This is a genomic window from Mucilaginibacter myungsuensis, from assembly GCF_015222005.1.
In the GTDB taxonomy this organism is placed as follows: Bacteria; Bacteroidota; Bacteroidia; order Sphingobacteriales; family Sphingobacteriaceae; genus Mucilaginibacter; species Mucilaginibacter myungsuensis.
In genome coordinates, this window is the sequence record NZ_JADFFL010000005.1 from 326,651 (window position 1) to 352,076 (window position 25,426).

At 46.0% G+C, this 25,426-nt stretch carries 25 protein-coding genes; 15 read left to right on the plus strand and 10 right to left on the minus strand.

Annotation, left to right across the window (positions count from 1 at the left end):
* Positions 1-84 precede the first annotated feature (84 nt).
* The 4 genes from IRJ16_RS15145 (at position 85) to IRJ16_RS15160 (ending at position 5,635) form a co-directional block, all read left to right on the plus strand.
* On the plus strand, positions 85-777 hold the full coding sequence (locus IRJ16_RS15145) for a TIGR02117 family protein (protein ID WP_228080188.1): 693 nt from the start codon (positions 85-87) through the stop codon (positions 775-777).
* Between the two features lie 253 nt (positions 778-1,030).
* A complete protein-coding gene (mnmA, locus tag IRJ16_RS15150; protein WP_194112440.1) occupies positions 1,031-2,122 on the plus strand; it encodes a tRNA 2-thiouridine(34) synthase MnmA in 1,092 nt (363 codons plus the stop codon).
* Between the two features lie 604 nt (positions 2,123-2,726).
* Positions 2,727-5,141 carry a type I DNA topoisomerase gene (topA, locus tag IRJ16_RS15155; RefSeq protein ID WP_194112441.1) on the plus strand — a complete coding sequence of 805 codons (2,415 nt, stop codon included), beginning with the start codon at positions 2,727-2,729 and terminating at the stop codon, positions 5,139-5,141.
* 86 nt (positions 5,142-5,227) lie between these two features.
* Positions 5,228-5,635, plus strand: a complete 408-nt coding sequence (locus IRJ16_RS15160) for a hypothetical protein (RefSeq protein ID WP_194112442.1) — start codon at positions 5,228-5,230, stop codon at positions 5,633-5,635.
* A gap of 294 nt (positions 5,636-5,929) precedes the next feature.
* On the opposite strand, the gene IRJ16_RS15165 is transcribed toward IRJ16_RS15160, so the two are convergent.
* On the minus strand, positions 5,930-6,658 hold the full coding sequence (locus IRJ16_RS15165) for a glycosyltransferase family 2 protein (protein ID WP_194112443.1): 729 nt from the start codon (positions 6,656-6,658) through the stop codon (positions 5,930-5,932).
* A gap of 130 nt (positions 6,659-6,788) precedes the next feature.
* On the opposite strand from IRJ16_RS15165, the gene IRJ16_RS15170 reads away from it, so the two are divergent.
* Together IRJ16_RS15170 and IRJ16_RS15175 are read left to right on the plus strand one after the other, a co-directional pair.
* The gene (locus tag IRJ16_RS15170; RefSeq protein WP_194112444.1) at positions 6,789-7,496 is read left to right on the plus strand and encodes a 3'-5' exonuclease; all 708 of its coding nucleotides are present in this window, start codon (positions 6,789-6,791) and stop codon (positions 7,494-7,496) included.
* Positions 7,497-7,599: 103 nt separating this feature from the next.
* A complete protein-coding gene (locus tag IRJ16_RS15175) occupies positions 7,600-8,391 on the plus strand; it encodes a DUF3050 domain-containing protein (protein ID WP_194112445.1) in 792 nt (263 codons plus the stop codon).
* 8 nt (positions 8,392-8,399) lie between these two features.
* On the opposite strand, the gene IRJ16_RS15180 is transcribed toward IRJ16_RS15175, so the two are convergent.
* The 3 genes from IRJ16_RS15180 to IRJ16_RS15190 are packed head-to-tail and all read right to left on the minus strand — an operon-like array spanning position 8,400 to position 10,641.
* On the minus strand, positions 8,400-8,711 hold the full coding sequence (locus tag IRJ16_RS15180) for a hypothetical protein (protein WP_194112446.1): 312 nt from the start codon (positions 8,709-8,711) through the stop codon (positions 8,400-8,402).
* 31 nt (positions 8,712-8,742) lie between these two features.
* Positions 8,743-9,579 carry an aminotransferase class IV gene (locus IRJ16_RS15185; protein ID WP_194112447.1) on the minus strand — a complete coding sequence of 279 codons (837 nt, stop codon included), beginning with the start codon at positions 9,577-9,579 and terminating at the stop codon, positions 8,743-8,745.
* Positions 9,580-9,600: 21 nt separating this feature from the next.
* Positions 9,601-10,641, minus strand: a complete 1,041-nt coding sequence (locus IRJ16_RS15190) for an RluA family pseudouridine synthase (RefSeq protein ID WP_194112448.1) — start codon at positions 10,639-10,641, stop codon at positions 9,601-9,603.
* A 73-nt stretch (positions 10,642-10,714) separates the two neighbouring features.
* Here IRJ16_RS15190 and IRJ16_RS15195 point away from each other — a divergent pair, with 73 nt between their 5' ends.
* The 5 genes from IRJ16_RS15195 (at position 10,715) to IRJ16_RS15215 (ending at position 15,470) form a co-directional block, all read left to right on the plus strand.
* A complete protein-coding gene (locus IRJ16_RS15195) occupies positions 10,715-11,764 on the plus strand; it encodes a DUF6588 family protein (protein ID WP_194112449.1) in 1,050 nt (349 codons plus the stop codon).
* 9 nt (positions 11,765-11,773) lie between these two features.
* Positions 11,774-12,670 (plus strand): 1-aminocyclopropane-1-carboxylate deaminase/D-cysteine desulfhydrase, encoded by an 897-nt coding sequence (locus IRJ16_RS15200; RefSeq protein WP_194112450.1) that lies wholly within the window; start codon positions 11,774-11,776, stop codon positions 12,668-12,670.
* 193 nt (positions 12,671-12,863) lie between these two features.
* Positions 12,864-14,195, plus strand: a complete 1,332-nt coding sequence (gene lat / locus IRJ16_RS15205) for an L-lysine 6-transaminase (RefSeq protein WP_194112451.1) — start codon at positions 12,864-12,866, stop codon at positions 14,193-14,195.
* A gap of 205 nt (positions 14,196-14,400) precedes the next feature.
* Positions 14,401-14,844, plus strand: a complete 444-nt coding sequence (locus IRJ16_RS15210; protein WP_194112452.1) for a hypothetical protein — start codon at positions 14,401-14,403, stop codon at positions 14,842-14,844.
* 146 nt (positions 14,845-14,990) lie between these two features.
* Positions 14,991-15,470: a hypothetical protein gene (locus IRJ16_RS15215; RefSeq protein WP_194112453.1), complete on the plus strand. Its 480-nt coding sequence runs from the start codon at positions 14,991-14,993 to the stop codon at positions 15,468-15,470.
* Between the two features lie 33 nt (positions 15,471-15,503).
* Here the strand turns inward: IRJ16_RS15215 and bshB1 are convergent, their stop codons facing one another.
* From bshB1 to IRJ16_RS15230, 3 genes are read right to left on the minus strand one after another with little or no spacing between them, the layout of a single operon-like run.
* Positions 15,504-16,229: a bacillithiol biosynthesis deacetylase BshB1 gene (bshB1, locus tag IRJ16_RS15220; RefSeq protein ID WP_194112504.1), complete on the minus strand. Its 726-nt coding sequence runs from the start codon at positions 16,227-16,229 to the stop codon at positions 15,504-15,506.
* Between the two features lie 9 nt (positions 16,230-16,238).
* A complete protein-coding gene (locus IRJ16_RS15225) occupies positions 16,239-16,748 on the minus strand; it encodes a glutathione peroxidase (RefSeq protein ID WP_194112454.1) in 510 nt (169 codons plus the stop codon).
* Positions 16,749-16,754: 6 nt separating this feature from the next.
* On the minus strand, positions 16,755-17,366 hold the full coding sequence (locus tag IRJ16_RS15230; RefSeq protein ID WP_194112455.1) for a DUF4294 domain-containing protein: 612 nt from the start codon (positions 17,364-17,366) through the stop codon (positions 16,755-16,757).
* 117 nt (positions 17,367-17,483) lie between these two features.
* On the opposite strand from IRJ16_RS15230, the gene IRJ16_RS15235 reads away from it, so the two are divergent.
* From IRJ16_RS15235 to IRJ16_RS15250, 4 genes are all read left to right on the plus strand, one after another.
* Complete coding sequence (locus tag IRJ16_RS15235) at positions 17,484-19,712, plus strand: RelA/SpoT family protein (RefSeq protein WP_194112456.1); 2,229 nt, start codon at positions 17,484-17,486, stop codon at positions 19,710-19,712.
* 211 nt (positions 19,713-19,923) lie between these two features.
* Positions 19,924-20,397 (plus strand): Fur family transcriptional regulator, encoded by a 474-nt coding sequence (locus tag IRJ16_RS15240; RefSeq protein WP_194112457.1) that lies wholly within the window; start codon positions 19,924-19,926, stop codon positions 20,395-20,397.
* Positions 20,398-20,533: 136 nt separating this feature from the next.
* A complete protein-coding gene (locus IRJ16_RS15245) occupies positions 20,534-21,811 on the plus strand; it encodes an adenylosuccinate synthase (protein WP_194112458.1) in 1,278 nt (425 codons plus the stop codon).
* A 92-nt stretch (positions 21,812-21,903) separates the two neighbouring features.
* A complete protein-coding gene (locus IRJ16_RS15250; RefSeq protein WP_290246115.1) occupies positions 21,904-23,166 on the plus strand; it encodes an anthranilate synthase component I family protein in 1,263 nt (420 codons plus the stop codon).
* On the opposite strand, the gene IRJ16_RS15255 is transcribed toward IRJ16_RS15250, so the two are convergent.
* The 3 genes from IRJ16_RS15255 to plsY are packed head-to-tail and all read right to left on the minus strand — an operon-like array spanning position 23,163 to position 25,397.
* A complete protein-coding gene (locus tag IRJ16_RS15255; RefSeq protein ID WP_194112459.1) occupies positions 23,163-23,888 on the minus strand; it encodes a YqjF family protein in 726 nt (241 codons plus the stop codon). The genes IRJ16_RS15250 and IRJ16_RS15255 overlap by 4 nt on opposite strands.
* Before the next feature lie 52 nt (positions 23,889-23,940).
* Positions 23,941-24,741: a M48 family metallopeptidase gene (locus tag IRJ16_RS15260; protein ID WP_194112460.1), complete on the minus strand. Its 801-nt coding sequence runs from the start codon at positions 24,739-24,741 to the stop codon at positions 23,941-23,943.
* A complete protein-coding gene (plsY, locus tag IRJ16_RS15265) occupies positions 24,738-25,397 on the minus strand; it encodes a glycerol-3-phosphate 1-O-acyltransferase PlsY (protein ID WP_194112461.1) in 660 nt (219 codons plus the stop codon). Before plsY ends, IRJ16_RS15260 begins: the two co-directional genes overlap by 4 nt.
* Between the last annotated feature and the right edge of the window lie 29 nt (positions 25,398-25,426).

Below are 25,426 nucleotides of genomic sequence, written 5' to 3' on the forward strand. Positions count from 1 at the left end.
AATTAACTATAAGTAAAATTCATCGACGCCCCATTTTTAGACTCTCAAAGATATTCCCTACCTTAACACTAAAATTAATCGCAATTGAGATACTTCAAAAAAACACTAAAGGTCATCGGCTGGGCATTGGCCGGCATCATCGGTACCGTTGCTCTGTATCTGCTGATGGCCTACCTCCTACCCCACTTCGGCACGGTAAAAGAACCGGGAACATCCAACGATGTGGCCATTTATATTTTGACAAATGGTGTGCATACCGACATTGTTGTACCCGTCAAAAACGAGCAAATGGATTGGTCTAAAGAGGTGAAATTTGAGAACACCAAAAGCCGTGATACCACCGGGGATCTACTCGCTTTTGGATGGGGAGATAAAGGCTTTTATTTGAACACACCGACATGGGCTCAACTGAAATTCAGCGTCGCTTTTAAGGCTGCGACAGGACTCAGTACATCGGCCATGCACACCACTTTTTACCGCGACCTGGTGGAGTCTCCGGACTGCAAAAAGATCATGATCAGCAAGGCTCAATATGCCCGCCTCATCGCCTACATCCAAAACAGTTTTCAGGTCGATAATGAGGGGCATGTGATGCTCATCCCAACCACCGCTAACTACAATAATTTCGATGCTTTTTACGAGACCAAAAGACGCTACAATATTTTCTACACCTGCAACACCTGGGCCAATAATGCACTGAAAGCGGCGGGCCAAAAAGCGGCCATTTGGACGCCGAGTGATAAGGGTATATTTTGGCAATACAGGGCGGAGAAATAGAGTCAAGAATATAGAGTCAAGAGATGAGATATTTTGGAAACTTCGCCATCACTCGGTTACTGCCGAGTGATGGTTTACGATGACGAGAGTTTTCGTCCCTCCCCACCCTAAGTCTTGATCCTTGACTCCTTTCTACATCCGCACTCCAAGTCTTGATACTCACTACTCGATACCCTCTTCCAACCGTCATTCTAAAGCAACTAATCTCTGATCACTAATCAACTAAACGCTAAATCCTTATCTTTGCAGCCTGATGAGTAAGCACGGACGTATATTAGTGGCGATGAGCGGCGGAGTGGATAGCTCCGTTGCGGCGGTGATGTTGCATGAGCAAGGGTACGAGGTTATTGGTTTGACCATGAAGACCTGGGACTATGCATCAAGCGGTGGCTCGTCTAAAGAGACAGGCTGCTGCAGTCTGGATAGCATTAACGATGCCCGTTCGCTGGCCGTGGCTTACGGTTTCCCGCATTATATCCTGGATATCCGCGATGAGTTCGGCGGTTTCGTGATCGACAATTTTGTTGACGAATACATGGCCGGCCGCACGCCTAACCCTTGTGTGTTGTGTAATACGCATATTAAATGGGAGGCCCTACTCAAACGTGCCGATAAACTGGATTGCGAATTTATCGCGACCGGTCACTACGCTAATATTCGTAAGCAGGAAGACAATGGCCGTTACGTGATATCAAAAGGTAAGGACGAGAATAAGGATCAGTCTTACGTACTATGGGGCGTATCTCAGGAGAACCTGGCGCGTACCCGTTTCCCATTGGGTAGCTTTAGCAAGCCCGCCATCAGGCAAATGGCTTTGGATATGGGTCAGCATGAGTTGGCTAATAAGAGCGAAAGCTACGAGATATGCTTTGTACCGGATAACGACTACAGGAGCTTTCTGCGCCACAAAGTAGAGGACTTGGACACCAAGGTAGGCGGGGGCAACTTTACGCTTACAGATGGCACCGTAGTGGGCAAACACCAGGGATATCCGTTCTATACCATTGGTCAGCGTAAGGGCTTGGGCATAGCCTTGGGTAAACCGATGTTCGTGACCAAAATTGAGCCTGCTACCAACACGGTGGTTTTAGGTACCGAAGAAGAACTACAGAAAAAAGAGGCTTGGGTGCGTAACCTTAACCTTATTAAATACGAAAATATCAACCTACCGTTGAAGGCCGTTACAAAGATCCGTTACAAAGATGCCGGTGCCGAAAGCAGCATTGTACAAATGGGCGAATACATGAAAGTGGAATTCGACCATAATGTGTCGGGGATCGCGCCTGGTCAATCGGCGGTGTTCTATGAAGGGAATGATCTGCTGGGTGGTGGATTTTTGATGTAGGCCTTGGTTAGAGGTTAGTGAATTAGAGGTTAGGTTTTTCATTGCGATTCCTCGAAAAAACATTGCATCTACTGCAACACGTGGCTCCACTGGAGCCTGTCAACTTTATTCGGTTTTGCTATTAACACGTGATTCCTCTGGGATCGGCTTGTTGATATCGCCTGTTCAACCGATTCCAGAGGAATCACGTGTTAATAGCCGATGGCATACCGCCATGTTAAGGCTCCAGAGGAGCCACGTGTTAAAAACCGGGATCGGTTCACCACCATCAGCGTAATCATTAAAATCATTCGGATCAGCGGTTCAGACAATAACTACCGCTCACCCTAAACCTGATCGTAGCGAAAACCCCGGAGTGTGGGTCGGATGGTGTAGATGACAGACGAGGAGTTGTAGCGAAGAGCAGGAACAGCATTGATAGCAGCACTGGCTCTGCTTTTCAAAACAAAATACTTAGTGTAACCAAAACACTTAAAAGCATCAACTTTAGAGGCGTTGCACGGGCGATATAGGTATTTTATAGCGAAAGAAATACCTGAACATTATCCCAAACAAATTTGGTATTCCACATCTTTCTATTTTATTTGCAGAAAAAACTCAGTTAATGGCTAAAAATCTACTCATTGTCGAATCACCGGCCAAGGCCAAAACCATAGAGGGTTACCTCGGGAAGGACTTTACCGTGAAGTCGAGTTACGGACACATCCGCGACCTGGTGAAGAGCGATGACGCCATTAATATAGCGTCGAATTTTGAGCAGAAGTACGAAGTACCTGCCGATAAAAAGGCGATCGTTAGCGAATTAAAGAAGTTAGCCAAGGAAGCCGAAACGGTATGGCTCGCATCCGATGAGGACCGGGAGGGTGAAGCGATCTCCTGGCACTTATTCGAGACCTTAGGACTAAAAGATGCCACTACCAAACGCATCGTGTTCCACGAAATAACCAAGCCCGCTATTTTAAAGGCGATAGATAATCCCCGTAAAATAGACTACAATTTAGTTAACGCCCAACAGGCCCGCCGTGTGCTGGATCGCTTAGTAGGTTTTGAATTGTCGCCCGTATTATGGAAAAAGGTTAAACCGTCGCTCTCGGCAGGCCGTGTACAATCGGTAGCTGTAAGGCTGATCGTTGACCGTGAGCGCGAGATCAATAAATTTAACGCCGAGGCTGCTTTCCGTATAGCGGCTACTTTCGGTAAAGGCCGTGAGGCTTTTAAAGCAGAACTAAGCGAGCGTTATAGCAAGCAAGATGATGCTGAAAAGTTCCTGACCGATTGTGTCCCGGCAACCTATAAAGTGAATAGCCTAGACACCAAGCCGGCTAAACGCTCTCCTGCCGCGCCGTTCACTACCTCTACTTTACAACAAGAGGCAAGCCGCAAGTTGGGTTTCTCGGTATCGAGGACCATGCAGGTCGCCCAAAAGCTATACGAAGCAGGTAAGATCACCTATATGCGTACCGACTCGGTTAATTTGTCGGATACGGCGATCAACGCTGCAAAAGCACAGATCATTAGCGCTTATGGTGATCAATATTACACCATGCGCAAGTACAAAACAAAGTCGGCAAGCGCGCAGGAGGCTCACGAGGCCATCCGCCCTACTTATTTTGATGTGCATACCGTTGATGGTGACAACTCCGAGAAACGCTTGTACGAACTGATCTGGAAACGTGCCATTGCGTCGCAAATGAGCGAGGCGCAGTTTGAGAAGACCACGGCTAAGATCGGTATATATACCCGTAAGGAAGAATTGACCGCCAATGGCGAGGTAATGAAATTCGACGGCTTTTTGAAAGTTTATTTAGAGTCACGTGATGACGAGGATAACGAACAAGACGACGATAACTCAATGTTGCCACCTTTAGCGGTCGGTCAGGTATTGACTTTGTCAGAGATGACCGCTACCGAGCGCTACTCACGCCCGCCGGCACGTTATGCAGAAGCAAGTTTGGTAAAGAAGTTAGAAGAGTTAGGCATAGGCCGACCATCTACCTACGCCCCTACCATTAGTACCATCCAGAATCGTGGCTATGTAGTTAAAGAGGACCGCGATGGCCGCACCCGCGATTTCCGTGTGCTGACATTAAAAGGCGGCAATATCAATAAAGAGACCCGCACTGAGAATACCGGTGCCGAACGTAATAAATTATTCCCGACCGATATTGGCGCTGTGGTGACCGACTTTTTGGTGCAGTATTTTAACGGCATAGTTGATTTCCACTTTACAGCAGATGTAGAGGAACAATTTGATAAGATAGCCCAGGGACTGGAAGAATGGACGGATATGATCCGCAAATTCTATCAGCCTTTCCATATAGAGGTAGAGAATACCCTTAAGGTGGCCGATAGAGCTACCGGCGAACGCGATCTGGGCGTCCACCCTGAAAGTGGCAAAAAGATATCTGTAAGGATAGGTCGTTACGGCCCATTTGTTCAAGTTGGCGATAACGCGACCGAGGAGGGCGATGAGAAGCCGCTGTACGCAAGCTTACGTGCGGGACAGATGATAGAGACCATCACGCTCGAAGATGCCTTAGAACTCTTTAAACTGCCTAAAAAAATAGGCTTCTTTGAGGAGAAGGATATGACCGTAGCTATTGGTAAGTTCGGACCGTACATCCGTCACAATAGTGCATTTTATTCTTTGCCTAAAGGTATCGACCCGTTGGACGTAACCGAACCGCAAGCTATCGAGATCATTGAGGCCAAACGCGTGAAAGACGCGGAGCGTTTGATCAAGACCTTCGACGAGAATCCTGAAGTTAAAATATTGAACGGCCGTTGGGGACCATACATCGAGTTTGAAAAGCTGAACGTTAAGATCCCGAAAGGCAAAGAGCCTTTGGAGTTGACCTTTGATGAGGTGAAAGCTTTAGCCGACGCTACACCTAAGGACGTTAAAAAAGGACGTTTCGGCAAAGCTGCTCCTAAGGCCGCTGCGGCTAAAGCGCCAGCTGCTAAAAAAGCCCCTGCAAAGAAAGCTCCGGCTAAGAAAGCTGCGCCTAAAAAGAAATAGTTTAGTGACAGGTGATCAGTTAACCAGTGACCAGTTGGGTTTGGTGCTAACTGATCACCGGTTAACCGATCAACTGATCACAGAGTATGAAAAAAGATCTACCAGCAAATATTGTAGAGGACGTAGCCGTTGTGGTGGCTTTGGAGAAAGAAAGCCCTGAGTTTAGGACCTGGTACGTTTACCTGATCAATCTGAAAGATCAGCCGATAGAGAACGTGCTGATCACATCTAAAGGATACGGCGAAAAGGATGGTGAGCAGGTAAAGACCTCTACCCTGCGCCATATGTTCCCGGCTGTGGACGGTCAAGGTTTTAAACTGATAGAACCCATTGCCGAAGAAACCTTTGGACTGACCAATGAATATTGGGTAAGCTATTACATCGGTCGCGAGATATTTGATAAAAAGTTCATCTTCCTGCCCGAGAGCATCATCGAGGCCAATTTTATTAAGTTGCCTATACTGAATAAGGTTGGCGTGATGGTGGGGAAGTGATTTTCAGTGACCAGACATCAGTTAATTAGTGAACAGTTTCATGAACGAATACGTCATTGAGTTTGATAGCTGGGAATGCGCAGAAAAATTCGAGGTTCACTTAGAACCCGAGGGGACCCCTTTTTATGCAAACTTTGGAACGAAACTAAGATTTGTTGCCACTTGCGACCGGCCGTTTACTTGGACAGCCAGATTGAGTAAAGGCGAGATTATCCAATTGTACCCAGTTCACGACGGAGACGCAGATATCTCTGTTTATGAAGATGGGATACTTATTTACTGATAATTAATATTTTAGCGATAATTCGCCAACATCCCATACTTCAAAATACACCATATCGCCCTAAAGCCATCTTTCCAGCCGATCTTTTTACCTTCCTCGTAAGTTCGCCCGTAATAAGATATGCCTACTTCATAGATGCGTATTTTAGGGATACGGGCTATTTTTAAGGTCACCTCTGGTTCAAAACCAAAACGCTTTTCCTGTAATTTCAGTCCTTGCACCATTTCGGTATTAAAGAGCTTGTAGCAGGTCTCCATATCCGTCAGGTTAAGGTTGGCGAACATATTTGTTGCGAACGTTAGCCATCGATTACCTATGGTATGCCAAAAGAACAGGATGCGGTGCGGATTTGCCCCCATAAAGCGGGATCCGTAAACTACATCTGCAAAACCATTTACTACCGGTTTAAGCAGGTCGTTGTACTCGGCGGGGTCGTATTCAAGGTCGGCGTCTTGAATGATCAGGTATTCGCCGGTAGCTTGTTGGATCCCGGTATGTAGGGCCGCTCCTTTGCCTTTGTTTATTTCGTGCTTGAAGTATTGGATATCCAGTTCGGGGTTGGCCGCGCGGTAGTCGGCTATCGCTTGTTCGGTATGATCAGTAGAATGATCGTTAACAATGATCATCTCTTTTTGGATGCCGTTGATGAGGGCTACCTCTTTCACCTTGTTCAATATCAAATGGATAGTATTACCCTCGTTATACGCAGGGATAATGATGGAGAGGCGGGTGATGCTCATCGGTATTAGGGGGAACTCGCTTTTTTGTGAGTTCAAAAATAGCATTTTTCTGATCAGTTCATCGTTGGTAGTTCATAGATCATGGTTGCGCTAAATTATGTACTTTGGCAAAGCTAATAATATCTGATACATGCTCGAACAACTGGATCTGCTCAACCTAATGGTACTTGATATTGAGACCGTGCCGCAATACGCCACGCACGATGAACTACCCCAACACATGCAAAAACTTTGGGATGCCAAAACACAACATCAGCGCAAGGAGGTAAGTTCGGCAGAGTTTTATGAGCGGGCGGGTATTTGGGCCGAGTTCGGTAAGATCGTTTGTATATCGGTCGGTGTGTTCACTAAAGATATCCCTACCGGCTTCAGGGTAAAATCATTTGCCGGGCATGATGAGCGGGAACTGTTGGTCAAATTCGCACTGATGCTGAAAGACCGCTCCCGTAATCTGGTGCTATGCGCGCACAATGGTAAAGAGTTCGACTTTCCGTATATCTGCCGCCGTATGCTCATCCACGGCATCAAGCTACCCGAGCAATTAGAGATAGCAGGTAAAAAGCCTTGGGAGATCAACCATATCGATACCATGGAACTTTGGAAATTCGGCGATTATAAAAGTTACACATCGCTTAGTTTGCTTACCGCAATATTTGATATCCCTACCCCTAAGGACGATATCGACGGCAGCCAGGTTGGAGATGTATATTGGAAAGATGATCAACTGGAGCGGATCTGTACCTACTGCCAAAAGGATGTGGTGGCTACAGCGCAATTACTCCGACGTTTTCGAGGGCAGGACCTGATCGGGGATGATAATATTACGATAGTGGAGTAGTCCCCCTCACTCCTTTTCCGCCTATCAACCTAAAGTCATATTGGATCTTAGCCGATAGTTTTTAGTCTACCAGCATTATCTTTGCCCACTTTAATATAAGGCAATGCAGAGTAACAGAATAGACACCCTAAAAGCCGCAATTGAACCATTAAGGCAGCAACTGATCAGCCACCCGCTGTATCAAAACATCTCATCGCTTGATGAATTGCACCTGTTTATGGAGCAACACATTTTTGCCGTTTGGGATTTTATGTCATTGTTGAAAGCCTTGCAGCAGAACCTTACCTGCACTACTACCCCGTGGATGCCGGTGGGCAATGCCAACACCCGCTACCTGATCAACGAGATAGTGACCGGCGAGGAAAGTGATATCGATATCGAAGGCAACCGCACCAGCCACTTTGAGCTTTATTTAAAGGCGATGACCCAAGCCGGAAGTCCGGCGGCTGGCATCGATAACCTTTTTAATGTATTAGCGGATGGCAAAAACATTGATGAGGCCTTGATGATCGCTGACATCCCTGAGTCGTCACGCGCTTTTATGCGCCATACTTTTGATGTTATTGCGGGTGGTAAACCACACGTTCAGGCGGCGGTGTTTACCTTCGGTCGCGAGGACCTGATACCTGGGATCTTTATCAGCATGGTAAAGGGTATCGCCAATAAATTCCCGGGCAAGGTAGACCTGTTCATTTATTACCTGGAGCGCCATATTGAAGTGGACGGCGATCACCACTCGCACCTGGCTTATGAAATGACCGCCGAACTTTGTGGCGACGACGATGCCAAATGGCAGGAAGCTGCCGACGCCGTAACAGAAGCCCTGCAAATGCGCATTAAACTTTGGAACGGTATTTTACAGACCATTACCGAAGGCTCTACACAACTGGCTTAAACAAGCCGCTATCTTGCTCTAACCGAGCTTACCTCCAGTAACACTGGGCCGCCTTCTACAGGGTAACCATTTACTCGTTTTCCGGTAATGGTAACGGTCTTGTCGTTATAAGCTTCAAGCTTAACAGTACTGCTCCTCAAACTGAAGGTGCGGTTACCTATGCCGATGGTGTGCGTACCGTATTGGTAAGTGGTCGGCCCTTGCACTTCGAGCACGCCAGTGATCATCACTGTACCCGCAGGTTGTTGTTCGGTAGTATCCTTTTTGCATCCGGCTTCTACTAAGGCCGCAAACAGGATGGTGTATAATGTTGCTTTCATAATTGGGATTACGAAAGCGTTGTTGGGATCGCTACAGTTTATTCAACTCGTCCATCAACTCCTTGCTTATCTTGTTAAAATAGCGTTTAACGCCGTACCCCATCACCCATTGTATGCCTTTAACAGCGTTGGTCAGGAAAACCTCATCAGCCTCGTAAAGGATCTCGGGGTTGATCTGGGCCTCTGTCACCGGGATTTGTAAACTCAGGGCCAAGTTGATCACTACCTGCCGCATTACGCCTTCTACGCAACCTTCGCTTAGCGCCGGGGTGTAAAGGTGGTTCTTATATAGCACGAACACATTCGAGCTGCTTGCCTCGCACAGCAATTTATTTTGATTGATGATAAACACATCATCCAACTTGTTCTGACTTTTGTGGATGCCGGCCATTACATACACCAGCGAGTTGCATGATTTTACGTTCGACAAGAAATTGAGCGGCTTACCCAGATCCAGGAACACATCCATGATCAGGCCTTTATCATTCAGAAAGTAACGCGGCTCTTCCATGGGCTGCATTTCAAAACAGAAGCCCATTTTGTTTTGAACGGGAGTGTATAGTCCGGTCGAGTCACGGTAGACGGTCAGGCGTACCCGGCCGTGCTTAAATTTATTGCGGATGGCCAGGCTTTCGGTACGATCACGTAAAAACCAGGCATCCATTTGCGAATAGCCGTCTATTTTAAGCGCTTTCATTCCGCGTTGCAGGCGGTCGGCATGCAGATCGGCAAATTTAAGCTGGCCTTTCATTAAACGCATGCTCTCGAACAGGCCATCGCCGTATTTAAAACCACGGTTATCGGTGCTTAGCAGCTTGGTATCGGCAAAAACTATCTCGTCGTTGAAATTAATGAATGGAGTACTCATCTATCTATCAATAACAACTTTTTAACCATTTTGATGTGCGGCGACCGAAGTATAATTGCGCCATTTCAGCAATACCGACTCAAAGTCCTGTGGTAAAGGTGCTTCAAAAAGCAGTTGCTCTTTTTTAGATGGATGCTTAAAACCGAGGCTTTGGGCATGCAGAGCCTGGCGCGGCATCAGCTCAAAACAGTTCTCTACAAATTGCTTGTATTTGCTAAATACCGTACCTTTCAGGATCTTATCGCCTCCATAGGTCGCATCGCTGAACAGCGGGTGACCGATATGTTTCATGTGGGCACGGATCTGGTGGGTGCGGCCTGTCTCTAACTGGCATTCGATCAGCGTCACATAGCCCATGCGTTCTAAAACCCTGTAATGCGTTACCGACCATTTACCTTTCTCCTCGTCGTCGTAAATGGACATTACCCGGCGATCGGCAATACTACGGCCAATGTATCCGGTCACGGTGCCGTCCTCGGGCAGGTCGCCCCAAACCAAGGCGATATATTTGCGCTGGATGGTATGCTCAAAAAACTGGCGGGCAAGGTAGGTCATGGAGCGCTCGTTCTTGCTGATCAGCAACAGCCCCGAGGTATCCTTATCAATGCGGTGCACCAATCCCGGCCGGCCATCGTTACCCGGCAAGGTAGGTAACTGCTGAAAGTGGTAAACCAAGGCATTTACCAGCGTACCCGAGTAGTTGTTAAAACCCGGATGCACCACCATGCCTGCATCCTTATTTACAATAAGCACGTCGTCATCCTCGTAAACAATATTGATGGGGATATTTTCGGGATAAACTTCGGTATCGCGAGGCGGGTGTGGCAACACAATGGATATCACATCCAACGGTTTAACTTTGTAGCTGGCCTTAATGGGCTTATCATTGACCAGTACGTTGCCGGCATCAATAGCGTTCTGTATCCGGTTGCGCGATGCGTTCTCGATGCGGTGCATCAGGAACTTATCTATACGCAATAGCGACTGTCCTTTGTCAACAACAACCCTTAAATGTTCGTAAAAGTCCTGTTCTTCAATATCTTGCGGGCTGTTATTATTCATATTTCGAGTGCAAAAATACTTGTTTTTTTATTGCAAATAGTTCACCTTTACAACACAATTAAAAAAACCTTTCATGAAAAAACTCTACTCTGCATTATTTGTTGCGGCCTCTTTAATTTGCGCACAGAAGGCCAGCGCACAGGACGAATTCGGCGACCTTTTTAAAGGCGGCCCGGGTGACGTTAACAAGTTGCTGAACGCTTACACCAAACCGCTTTTTAAAGGCTTTGGCAACGGCTTGAATGGCGGCTGGACCAACACGGCCAAAACCCTAGATCTGCTGCATTTTGACATCAGGATAAGCGCCACTGCCAGTATCGTAGCTGATGCCGATAAAGCTTTCGACATTAACTCCTTGGGCTTAGCGAACATTAAACCAACCAATTCTGGTCAAAGCACCGCAGCGACATTTGGTGGCAATGAGAACCTGCAAACCGGCATTACTTATACCGACCCAAGTAATCCATTGGCAAAATTTAGCACTACATTGCCTGGTGGTGTATCGCAATACATCCCTGCGCCACAAGTACAGGTGACCGTCGGTTTGATCAAACATACCGACGTGACCGTGCGTTTTTTCCCTGAGACAAAGATTAGCGACGACGCCGGCAAAGTGGGCATGATAGGCTTTGGCTTAAAGCATAACATTGCGGGTACGTTTAAAACCCTTCCGTTCGATCTTGCTGTTGCCCTTGGTTACACCCGTTTAAAATATGACAAAGCGTTAGAAGTACGCCCTGAGGCTAACAACGCCGGCGTTAGCGGTAACCAAAACTACGCCGACCAACGCATTGAAGGCCACTTCAGCGGCTGGAATGCGCAACTGATCATCTCTAAAAAATTATTGTTCTTTACGCCGTTCGCATCTGTAGGTTACCTGACCAGCAAAACCGATGTTGGCTTGAAAGGCAATTTCCCTTTTGTGACCGGTGCTAACGTTGCCGGCCGCCCAAGCTACACTGTATTTACAGACCCGATCAGCATCGCCGGAACAGGTGTGAGTGTAGATGGCTTGCGTGCCGACCTTGGTTTCCAAATAAAAATACCTGTACTGCGCTTATACGGATCGTACAGCTTTGCCGAATATCAATCTGCTAACGTGGGTATCGGCTTTGGTTTCTAAATTTGTAGGATGACCGACATCCAACTACAGATCTTCAGCCCCGTTCATCAAATTCAGCACCCGCTGTTTGATGAAACGGGGCTGAAGGTTTTTATCAAGCGCGATGACCTGATACACCCCATTATATCGGGCAATAAATGGCGCAAGCTGAAATACGTATTGATAAAAGCGCGGACCGAAGGCAAGAACCATTTGGTTACGTTCGGTGGTGCTTACTCTAACCATCTGCTGGCTACAGCCGCAGCGGCAGCTAAATTCGGGTTTAAAAGCACAGGGATCGTCCGTGGTGAGGAGGTTAGTAATGACACCCTGTTTCTGTGCAAACTGCATGGCATGCAATTGATCTTTGCCGATCGGGAAAGCTATCGCGACAAGCAGCCCCTCTTTCAAAAACACTTTGGTAACGACGATGATGCTTTCTTTATAGACGAAGGCGGCGCATCTACCGAAGCTGCCCAAGGTTGCTCCGAATTAGTTACAGAACTACCTCAAACTTACCATCATATCTTTTGCGCATGCGGTACCGGCACTACAGCAGCCGGGATCATCAACGGTATCAACACCGCAAAACTATCCACTACTTTTAATGCTATCCCGGTTTTTAAGAACGGAGATTTTATCCGCGATGAAATAGACAAATACCTGCTCTCCCCTACCGAATATCAACTCCACACCAACTACCACTTTGGCGGCTACGGCAAGACCACGCCCGAACTGATCAGCTTTATTAAAACCTTTGTGGCAGAGACCGGCATACTTATAGAACCCGTTTATACCGGCAAGATGTTATATGCCATATTAGACTTGGCGCGTAAAGGTCATTTTGCTACCGGTAGTAATATCCTGGCTATCCATAGCGGGGGTATTTGGGGTTTACTGGGGATGAAAGATAAGTTTACCCTTTAACCTCATTAAGGGGGAATTCCTTATATCACTTTTACTTTTGGGTAGACTTTTATCTACCGACCAATTCCCATATCGGTACAAAAACAAACTTCAAACGGTTTAAACCTATATCGCGCTGCCAAAGCACACAAAAACGGCTTTATTTGGTTAATTAAGGGGTATTTGAGTAAATTTACTTCAACCAATCAAGCCAATGTATAAGTTACAGATAAGTCCCGAAAACGTTCAGGAGACCCTGGCCAAGCACGTGCTTGCCGATGGGTACGACCTTACTTTTGACATGGAAAAAAGCGAAGGCGTTTACATTTACGACTCTAAGCATAAACGTAAACTGTTAGATTTTTTTACCTGCTTTGCATCTGTACCATTAGGCTATAATCACCCTAAAATGCTGGCCGACGAAGGTTTTAAAAAGAACCTGATGCTGGCTGCGTTGACCAATCCTTCAAACTCGGATATCTACACCGAACAGTATGCCCAGTTTGTGGAGACCTTTAGTCGGGTAGGCATCCCCGACTATCTGCCCCATGCCTTTTTTATATCGGGCGGCGGCCTGGCTATTGAGAATGCCCTAAAAGCGGCCATGGATTGGAAGGTGCAAAAAAACTTCGCCAAAGGCCACACATCCGAAAAAGGTTTTAAGGTGATCCATTTTACCCACGCCTTTCACGGGCGTACGGGTTATACGCTTAGTCTTACTAATACCTTACCCGTAAAAACTAAATGGTTCGCCAAGTTTGATTGGCCACGGATAGACACCCCGGTAATGAAATTCCCGCAGACGGAAGAGAACCGTGAAGAACTACTTGACCAGGAAGCTGTAGCGATAGAACAGATCAAACGTGCATTCTTTACTAACCCCGATGATATTTGCGCTATTATTATAGAGCCCGTACAATCCGAAGGTGGTGACAACCACATCCGCCATGGCTTTATGAAACAATTGCGACAACTGGCCGATGAAAACGATGCGATGCTCATCTTTGACGAGATACAAACAGGCGTTGGCCTAAGCGGTAAGTTTTGGTGCCATCAGCATTTTGGTGATGATGCCCGCCCGGATATCATCGCTTTTGGTAAAAAGATGCAGGTTTGTGGCATACTGGCCGGTAAAAAGATAGACGAGGTAGATAGTAACGTATTCAAGATCCCCTCGCGCATTAACTCTACCTGGGGCGGAAGTTTAGTGGATATGGTACGTTCGACCAAGATATTAGAGATTATTGAAGAGGACAACCTTTGCGGCAATGCCGCTACGACAGGCGAATACCTGCAAGAACAACTGACCGCGCTCTCCTACACTAATGACATTATTAGCAATGTGCGCGGTAAAGGTTTGCTATCTGCTTTTGATCTGCCTAATAAAGCCATCCGTGATCAATTCATTGCCAAAGGGCTCGAGAATAACGTAATGTTTTTAGGCTGCGCCGAATCAGGCATCCGCTTTAGACCGGCCCTAACTATGCAACCAAAACATATAGATCTTGGCATGGAGGTGATAAGTAAAATAATAAATACGCTCTGATACTTTTGTAATAATATCGCTACACCACCGTTAATTTAACTGAGATAAGTCTTTTATATCGGCAGAAGATAGTATTATTGCCGCAACACTAACTATTTATTTCTATTAAATTTAGCTAAATAGCTGATATTCAATTCTTAAAATGTATTGTTTATCATTGCTATGCTTTTTGCGATCAAATTCACAAGCTACTACACAAACTATCATGAGTAAACTAACCGAAAAATTAAAGAAACAGTTGGTCGAAATGTCAGAGGTCGTCAACCTGTTCCAGTCAGAGGCTGTACAGGTTAAAGTTGTTGAACGCCTTTTAGACCTGTTGACCGAATCTGAACGAGCCGAAACTGAAATTACCGACCGGACCGTTAGGCAACCAACCCAGCATTATACAACACACGCCGGACACGAACACAGGCCGGTGGCGCGCAAACCGGGAGCAACTAAGGTGTTAAATCAATTATTGGTATCTACCGATTTTTTTGATACACATCGCTCCATATCGTCTATTGCCGATCACTGCCGCAACAATTACAATTCGGATTTCAAAACCTCGGAGTTGTCGGGCATTTTATTGAAACTATCTAACGAGCACAAGCTGCGTCGCGAACGTAACGACATTAACAACCGTTTTGAATATGTAAAAGCGTAAAAGCTAACGTTAGGCCAACTTTTAAAAGCCGGTGATCCTGTTATTGCGAAGACAGGACCATCGGCTTTTGCTTTACGAATAATTGCCAAAACCTTTTTATTATCCAGTAATATTTGATACATTTAGATCAAACTGATAACCTTATCATGAAAAAAAATTTACTCCTGTTAGCGGCCTTAAGTTCGCTGTTTTACGTTAGTTGCAAAAAAGAAGACTTTGCCAAAAAAGAGACTGTGATCAAACAAACCCTCAACGGCAGTTGGTTTTACCGATCGTTCAGGCTAAGGCTCTATGTAGGAACTTCTGAGCTATATAGCGACGCAGCCACCACCGGCGAACTTCATGAAGCACCAAGTTATCGTTTTAATGGCGATAATACAGTTAATTACAATGGGCTGCTGTACCATTATGAAATAAAGTCGGCCAAGGGGATCGACAGTTTGATCATAGATATAGATGCCAGCACAAGGTTCAAAATCATATCGATAAGCGATGACGCTGTAACACTACACTCCGAATTTGCAGATAATACCTTATTTGGTTACCGCGGCAGCGCGCCAAGCATTAAGGCAACTAAGGGAACTATCGATGTTGCGCTGGCCCGCACCAAAGTAGCCAAACCATGATCTTAAAAAGAATAGCTAACAGATCCGAGAAAACTATCTCAGGTCCGTTAAGCTATCTACACCCAATATTTTTTTGCTGGTAAAGCCTTCGCCAAAGGTTGTGCCTATACTTTTACCGAACTCGCGCCCTCGGCCTTCAATAACGGCGGTAAATTGCGGGGATGAAATGTAGGTCTGTGGCTCGTCCTCGTTCCATTCAGGGTTGTGGAATTGAGATCCGTAGGCAAAGACCGATGCTATCTTTTTATCCCAGTAATCAGTAACATCGATGATAATATCCGGCTTGATATAAGTATCCTGTATAAAATGCAGTACTTGCTTAGGGCGCCATTCGCTCTGTAATTGACCGTCATCTCCGAAAGTTTCCACCTTGCGCAAACCTGATAAGAAAGCAGCTGCCTCTACCAATTGGTTGGACCGGCCATGATCGGGATGCCTGTCATAGTAAGCATTGGTCAAAATAATATCGGGCTGAAACTTACGGATAGCGGTGATCAACTTTAGCTGGTACTCGCGGGTATTCTCAAAAAAACCATCAGGTATGGATAAGTTCTCGCGCACGGTCAGGCCAAGTATTTCCGCAGCGGCGGCGGCTTCCTGATCGCGTATCTCGGCCGAGCCGCGGGTGCCTAACTCGCCACGGGTTAGGTCTACAATACCAACCTTATGGCCCATGGCAACATGCTTGGCAATAGTACCACCGCAGCCTAATTCGGCATCGTCGGGGTGTACGGCAAGCACCAGGATATCTAATTTGATCATAGTATGCTATTCGTTATCGCCGGCAGCAAGCAGGCGATCGATCTTTTTACGGATCTTGGATGATGTAGGCTTTGTGAACGGGTAAAAGAAATCGGTCACCTGCCCGTGGGTATCAACAAGGTATTTATGAAAATTCCAGCGCGGTGCAGAGCCTACTCTGCCATTCTGTTTTTTATCAGCTAAAAATCTGAACAACGGGTGCGAGTGCGGCCCGCGTACACGCATTTTCTCGAATAGGGGAAAATGTGTCCCAAAATTGATTGCGCAGAACGTGCCAATGGCGCTGCCATTTAATGGCTCCTGCCCGCCAAAATCGTTCGATGGGAAAGCCAGGATCTCGAAATCCTTGTCTTTGTAAGCTTTTCGCAGTTCTTCCAGCTCTTTAAGCTGTGGGGTAAAACCGCATTGCGATGCCGTGTTTACAATTAGCAGCACCTTGTCTTTAAAATTGCCAAGGCTTACCTCTTCACCATTCAGCTTTTTGACGCTGAAACGGTAAATACTTTGTTCGTCCATTAAAATTTAATTATTGTAGGAAATATACCCTGCCGCTTGCAGAATAGATTCGATGTCCCGCTCCTGTTCGGGATCATAGGTCTCTTTCAAGTTGTGTCCAAAGATCCGTGCAACGGACTGGAACATAAATGCATTCAACCCACCTTTCATCTCCTTCAGCATTTCAAAACTTGTATTTCCTGTTTCTCGGTTAACCAACTTTATTAAGATCTCGCCCTGTGTAATGGTCAAGTTCTTAATTTCTTTATTAAATAGATCTTTTATTTGTGTCTCGCACGTCTTTATTAATTCCTTTTGCTTCTTCTTCTCCCCCGTCAAAGCCAGGTCACGCTGCAATTGCTGGTAACGGCTGCTGGCAAAGCGCACATAGGGCAATACCTTATGTACATTATAACGCAAACGGTTATAATCCATACGGTCCTTTTCGCTCTTAAATATCCGGGTGTCTGTTATCCTGATCTCGCGGGTCACTGTCCAGGGGATCAGCTCGCCCTCGTACTCTGACAGGTAAACTTGAATGGTATCGTTTTTGCCTAATTTTGGGCGTGGTAAGGATGACTGAGCGGTAGCTAAGACCGCCAAGCAACAAAAGCCCAACACAAAGCAAATAAATTTCATATTTTTACGTAATACAAAAATAGTGCTATTTTTTGTTCACTTGTATATAAACCAGCTAATTAAATTTTTTGCTGACAAATTACCGCGACAAAAATACACAAATATATACGCTTGCAAATGAAAGATATTGTGATAGACCTGGAAGCAGAGAAACAAGAGATACTAAAGCGTTACCGTGCTTTACTGCGTGCATCAAGATCCACCCTGCAAAAGGGAGATAAACGCATGATACGTAAAGCATTTGATATGGCCTTGGAGAGCCACGCCCATATGCGCCGCAAGTCGGGCGAGCCTTATATATACCATCCTATCGCCGTTGCACAAATAGCCGCCGAAGAGATCGGTTTAGGTACTACCTCTATCGTTTGCGCCCTATTACACGACGTTGTTGAAGATACCGACGTTACGCTGGATGACATCGAACGCGAATTCGGTAAGAAGGTAGCACGCATTATCGACGGCCTGACCAAGATATCAGGTGTGTTCGATACCAATAGTTCGCTACAGGCCGAGAACTTCCGTAAGATGCTGTTGACCCTGGCCGATGACGTGCGTGTGATCCTGATCAAACTGGCCGACCGCCTGCATAACATGCGTACCATGGAGTTTATGCCGCGTGATAAGCAGTTGAAGCTATCGTCGGAGACAGTCTATTTATATGCCCCTCTGGCGCACCGCTTGGGGCTGTATGCCATAAAGTCTGAATTGGAAGACCTTTCTATGAAATACATGGAAAGCGAAACCTATCAGTTCATCAAAAATAAACTGAACGAAAAAAAGACCGAGCGCGAGAAATTTATTCGCGATTTTATTGAACCGGTAAAAAAGACCTTAGAAGGACAGGGCTTGCATGCTGACCTTTTTGGCCGGCCAAAATCTATCCACTCTATCTGGAATAAGATGAAGAACAAGAACGTGCCTTTTGAGGAAGTGTACGATCTGTTCGCCATCCGGATCATTTTAGATAGCGCGCCGGAGAACGAGAAATCGGATGCGTGGAAGGCCTACTCTATCGTAACAGACCTTTATCGCCCTAACCCCGATAGGTTGCGTGACTGGGTTTCATCGCCAAAAGCTAATGGTTACGAATCGCTGCACACTACAGTAATGGGGCCCCGCGGCCAATGGGTAGAGGTACAGATACGTACCACCCGAATGAACGAGATAGCTGAGAAAGGCTTTGCCGCGCATTGGAAGTACAAGGAATCGTCATCAGACAATGGCCTTGACCAATGGATACAAAAGGTACGCGAAATGCTGAAGAACCCCGACAGCAACGCGCTTGACTTTTTAGATGATTTTAAGATGAACCTCTTTAGTGATGAGATATTCATTTTTACACCTAAGGGTGCGCTGATCCAGCTGCCCTCAAACGCAACTGCCCTTGACTTTGCTTTTGAGATACACAGCGATGTTGGAGCCAGTTGTATAGGTGCTAAGGTGAACCACAAACTTGTTCCACTAAATTATAAGCTGCAGAACGGCGACCAGGTAGAGATCATCACATCGGGCAAGCAAACCCCTAAAGAGGATTGGCTGAACATTGTGGTGACGGCCAAGGCTAAAGCCAAGATCAAGTCGTCATTAAAAGAAGAGAAACGTAAGATCGCTGAGGATGGTAAAGAGATATTGGAGCGTAAGCTAAAAACACTGAAGATCACTTACAACTCCGAGAATATCCATAAGCTAAGCTATTACTTTAAGCTGTCGTCTACACAGGATCTTTTCTATAACGTAGCCAAAGGCTTAATAGATCTTAAGGACCTACGCGAGTACCAGGCATCTGAAAAAAGCATCGAGAATAAGCCGCAGGAAAAGATCGAAGCCGATCAGGTGCAAAACATGCTTAAGAGCATCAAGACCAAGGATAGCGACATTTTGCTACTTGGCGAGGATCTGCAAAAGATAGATTACAAACTATCGGCCTGCTGCAACCCTATCCCCGGCGATGACGTTTTTGGCTTTATTACCGTAGGCGAAGGCATTAAGATACACCGCACCAATTGCCCTAACGCCACCAAACTGATGGCAAATTACGGTTACCGCGTGGTAAAAGCCCGCTGGACCAATCAACAGGAGCTTGCCTTCCTGACCGGATTGCGTATCACCGGTATTGACGATGTTGGTTTGATCAACAAACTGACCACCATCATATCGACCGACTTTAAGGTAAATATCCGATCGATCACGGTTGATAGCGATAATGGCATTTTTGAAGGCTCGATCAAAGTTTACGTGAACGATACCCAACATTTAGATAATCTGATCAAACGCCTAAAAACCGTTCGGGGTGTAACTTCGGTAACCCGGTACGATGCTGAACCTGCGGTAGAGAAAGCGTCTTGAGCTACTTAGACACAAGAATCAAGAGCCAAGAATCAAGACTTTATAATTAGAACCAAGAGTTAAGAATCAAGAGTCAAGAATGTTAACGCATACATTCTGTCTTGTCTCTTGATTCTGTACTCTTGACTCTTAAAAACCTTACATCCTCCGGACTTTCGGCCTTTCCGACTTCCGGACTATTTTAATAACTTTGCTGATCAATTAGCCGATTATGCCGCAACAGGAAACGATAGACATGGTGAAAAAAATTTTTGAGGCTTACCTCGAAAATAAAAGCTTACGGAAAACCCCTGAGCGCTTTGCCATTTTAGAGGAGATATATTCGCGCAGCGATCACTTTGATGTGGAGTCGTTATATATCCACATGAAGAATAAAAAGTACCGCGTTAGTCGCGCTACTGTTTATAATACGCTGGAGTTGCTGGTATCGTGCGACCTGGTGACCAAACACCAGTTCGGTAAGAACATGGCCCAATTCGAAAAATCGTACGGCTATAAACAACACGATCATATCATATGCATCGATTGCGGTAAAGTGGTAGAGTTTTGCGATCCGCGCATCGGTCAGATCGAGAGCATGATGGGCGATATCTTGAAATTCGATATCAAACACCACTCTTTAAATATGTATGGCAATTGCAGCAAATTAGCCAACGGCGGTGTTTGCGACAGAAGGGCATCGTAAACGATATAAAATATTGTATTAAAGCCACGCCCACCCGCGTGGCTTTTTCATTTGCCGTCTTTTTGAAAGTTAGTGAATTTACTGTGATATAAAAGTTTAACTTTGCCACCTTTCATTTCAATATCAAAAAATTAAAATGGCAGTTGACGTTTTATTAGGCCTGCAATGGGGCGACGAAGGTAAAGGAAAAATTGTTGACGTATTAAGCGCAGGTTACGACTTGATCGCGCGTTTTCAGGGTGGCCCGAATGCCGGTCACACTTTAGAGTTTGACGGACAGAAGTTTGTATTGAACACCATCCCTTCGGGAATTTTCTTTGATAACACGCTTAACCTGATCGGCAACGGCGTGGTGATCGATCCTATCACCCTTAAAAAGGAACTTGATAAATTAAAAGCTGCCGGCCACGACCTGTTGGCTAAAAAGAACTTGGTGATCGCTAAAAAAGCGCACCTGATCCTGCCTACCCATCAATTGCTGGATGCCGCGTCTGAAAAGAAAATGGGCGAAGGCAAGATCGGTTCTACCTTAAAAGGCATCGGCCCAACTTACATGGATAAGACCGGGCGTAACGGTTTACGCATTGGCGACATTACTTTGCCTGATTTTAAAGAGCGTTACGAGAAACTGGTTGCTAAACATACCTCGATGCTGCAAGCGCTTTACGGCGAGGTGGTAGATTTTAGCGAGCGCGAAGCCGCGTTCTTTGAGGCTATCGAGGTTATCCGTCAGTTCCCGCTGGTAGATTCGGAGCATTTTGTAAATAAATACATCAAAGAGGGCAAAAAGGTATTGGCCGAAGGCGCACAAGGCGCTATGCTCGATATCGACTTCGGTTCATACCCTTTTGTTACGTCATCAAATACAACTTCAGCCGGTGCTTGTACCGGTCTGGGTATCGCCCCGAGCCAAATTGGCGAGGTGATCGGTATATTTAAAGCGTATTGCACCCGTGTTGGCGGTGGCCCCTTCCCTACCGAGTTAGATAATGAGTTAGGCGAACAATTACGTCAATTAGGTCACGAGTTCGGTGCTACTACAGGTCGCCCTCGCCGTACTGGTTGGATAGATATCCCTGCCCTGCGTTACGCGATCATGCTGAATGGTGTTACCCAACTGGTAATGACCAAGGCCGACGTATTGAGCGGTTTCGAAAAGATCTACGCTTGTACACACTACAACTACAACGGCGAGGTGATCGACTACATGCCATACGATATCTGCACCATCACCCCTGAGCCAGTGCTACAGGAGGTAGACGGCTGGAACGAAGATATCACCGGTATCACTGAGTTAGACCAGATACCTGCAACTCTAAGTAAATACATGGACTTTTTAGCCGAGCAATTAGGCGTACCTGTTAAATACCTTTCGGTAGGCCCGGACAGGGTACAGACCTTGGAGATGTTTTAAACCTCACCCTGCCCTCTCCTAAAGGAGAAGGTTCTAAGAAAATATTTAATGCCCGCCATCGCGGGCATTTTTGTTTAATATCTTTGCCGATAGTGAATTTAACGCTATCCAACATATCCGAGTTTAAGCAAAAGGCCCTGCAATGGGCGGCGAGTTTTGATGTGGCCTGTTATATGGACTCCAACAACTTCAGCGACGTTTATGGCAAGTACGATGCCTTGATAGCTGCAGGGTCTAAACATCAGTTACACGCCACCATAGGCACTGCATTTGACGAATTGGAGCTGTTTAGGCAAGAGCATCAGGGATGGTTATTCGGCTTTTTGACCTACGACCTTAAGAACGAAGTTGAAGAGCTCACATCTGCAAATCCCGATCATCTCCACTTCCCCGATCTTTATTTTTTTGAGCCGGAACATCTGATCATCATTAAAGGTGATGGGATCACTATCATATCGGCGAATGCAAGCGCGATACTTTACCAGATAGAGAAGCAAAAGATAAGGCAGTCGTTACCATCGCCGGGTATCGTATTACAACCGCGTTTTAGCAAAGAGGAATACGTCGACAGCGTTGATCAGATCCAACAACACATCGTTCGTGGAGATATCTATGTAACCAATTTCTGTCAGGAGTTTTATGCCGATGGTGCCGAAATAGAGCCACTGGATATCTTTAACAAACTGAATGCATTATCGCCAAATCCCTTTGCTTGCTTTTTCAAACATAAGGAACTGTATCTTATCTGCGCATCGCCTGAAAGGTTCTTAGCCAAGCGAGGCAACAAACTGATTTCGCAACCGATCAAAGGCACTGCTAAAAGACAGACCGATCCGCAACTGGACGAACAAACCAAACAACAACTGCAAAGCAACCCTAAAGAGCAGCAGGAGAATGTGATGATCGTAGACCTTGTACGTAACGACCTTACCCATTCGGCTAAACACGGAACTGTACAGACACAAGAACTATTTGGCATCTACAGTTTCAATCAAGTACATCAAATGATATCGACGGTAGTTTGCGAGTTGGATGAGAACATCTCTACCGTACAAGCCATTAAGAACAGCTTCCCCATGGGCAGCATGACGGGCGCGCCAAAGATCAGCGCCATGCAACTGATGGAACAATACGAAAAAAGTAAACGCGGTTTGTATTCGGGATCGGTAGGATATTTTTCCCCGGACGGCGATATGGATTTTAATGTAGTTATCCGATCTCTTCTCTACAATGCCGAGAATAAATACTTATCGCTGCATGTAGGCAGTGCGATCACCTACGAGGCGGTTGCAGAGCAAGAATACGAGGAATGTTTGGTAAAGGCATCGGCGATGTTTGAGGTATTGGGATCTTAGATCTTGATCTTCGCTCCCATCCTCACCCCTATCTCCGACCCATCTGCAAAGTAAGCCGATATAGGCGGTTTAGTTAGATACGGCACGAAAGCTTCACCATACAGACAGGCAATATCGGCATCAAAAACAAAGTCGGTAACCCGGCCTATATTCCAGCTTGGGTGCTCTACCTGATATTCTATAGTAGTCGTTTCAGTCAACTTATTGTAGCCCCAATAATGCTCAAAGATGAATTCTTCGGCACTGCCGGGTTGTATAGGTGAACGGGCATTATCTACAATGGCACCGAGTTGGTTCCATCGTCCTTTGTATTTCCACTGGTAGTTGTAGTTGGTATGTTGCTCGTCTACCGCATATACCTCATGCTTCATGGGCATGGCCGAATAATGTTCGTTGTATAAAGTATTAGCGATGATCGCGATCATGTGCTTCGGCACTATCTCGCTGATGAATACCGCGCCTCGCTTCCATTCCTTGCCATCAAAGTATCGCACGTAAAAACGGAGGTTTACCTCCTCAAAGGTGATGTGGAAAGGCCATTTGATACCCAGCACACTGGTGTCTTTGAACATAAAGCCTACCATGCTTACCAGGGTCTTCCCTTCCCAGGTATCCAACACCGTACCGGGCGGCAGGTGCGGTTGCAGTATAAACGGATCAACCTCGTAATTTATCATTACGAGGTTGATCCATTGTGCTTTTAAGAATGTTTTAGTAGCCATCGGCGTAAATATAAACCTTTCAGCGTTTACCTTTCGCCTATAAGCTTAAACCTTATTTCTTGTAGTATTTCATCGCCTCAGGGATATTCTTTTGGATATCATTGATACGGGTCTGATCGGCAGGGTGGGTGCTCAAAAACTCAGGCGTACTTTTAGCGCCGCCTTGTGCCGACATACGCTGCCAAAAGCCGATAGCGGCATTAGGATCGTAACCGGCCATGGCCATAAAGGTCAGACCTAAACGATCGGCCTCACTTTCCTGACCGCGTGAGTAGTGCAGTAAAGCCAACTGGCCACCAACACCATAAAGCTGACCTACGATCGCTTGCGTTGCGGCAGATTTGTTAGAAGTAGCAACACCAACAACCGCGCTACCGGCTTGGGAGGCGAGTTGTTGCGAAACACGCTCGGCCGAGTGACGAGCAATGGCGTGGGCTATCTCATGGCCCATTACAGTGGCTAAACCTGCATCGTCTTTAGTAATGGGCAGGATGCCTGTGTAGATAGCAACCTTGCCACCAGGCATACACCAGGCATTCACTTCCTTACTTTCGATAAGGTTAAACTCCCATTTAAAGTTATATTGATCTGCGTAACCGTTCTGTTGCAAATATTTTTCTATCCCGATAGCCAATTGCTGGCCAATGCGTTTTACCCGCTGTGCTTCAGTGCCGGTGCCTACCACTTTGGTTTTAGGGTCGGATAATAATTGGGAGTAGCTTGCCGCCGCTGATTGGTTGATCTCTGAATCGCCTACCAAACTTAATTGACGGCGGCCGGTCAATGGTACGGTAGAACAGCCTAAGAATAGTAATACTGCGCTTAGGGCTAAAAGTATGGGTTGTTTTTTCATGATGCTTGGGTTGTCGTTTTCTTTTTAAAAAGATTCACTTTCGACTCCTTGCCATGCAGTAAACGTTCAATATTGCGCTGGTGGGTAACCAGTATCAACGCGCAAATACACATACCATATATCACTATCCCTATCGGACCACCGGGAAAAACGAACGTCACACCTATCAGATACACAAACCCGGCCGTTATAGAGCTTAGCGATACATACTTGGTAATTAACAGTACAATAATGAACGCTATAATGCAAAGCAAAGCAGCCTGCAGGTTTATAGCTAAAACCATACCACATAATGTGGCTACCCCTTTGCCGCCCCTAAAACCGGCAAATATCGGGAACAAATGGCCCATTACGGCCGCTATGCCAAAGGCCAGCTCGTAATTGGTGAACTGCACAGAGTGTGGTTTTGCGAACGTATATGCGCCCACAAAATAAGCCAGATTGGTTGCCGTGAAACCTTTAAGTATATCGATAAGCATTACGGGGATGCCCGCTTTTTTGCCCAACACCCTAAAGGTATTGGTGGCGCCGGCATTGCCGCTGCCGTATTCGCGCACGTCTATTTTATAGAATGCCTGCCCTATCCAAACAGCTGTTGGAATGGAGCCGAACAAATAGGCTAAAATAAGTGCAGTGATCGAGTAGACTGATATCATCTCCCTACAATAATACTAAATTGAAAGAT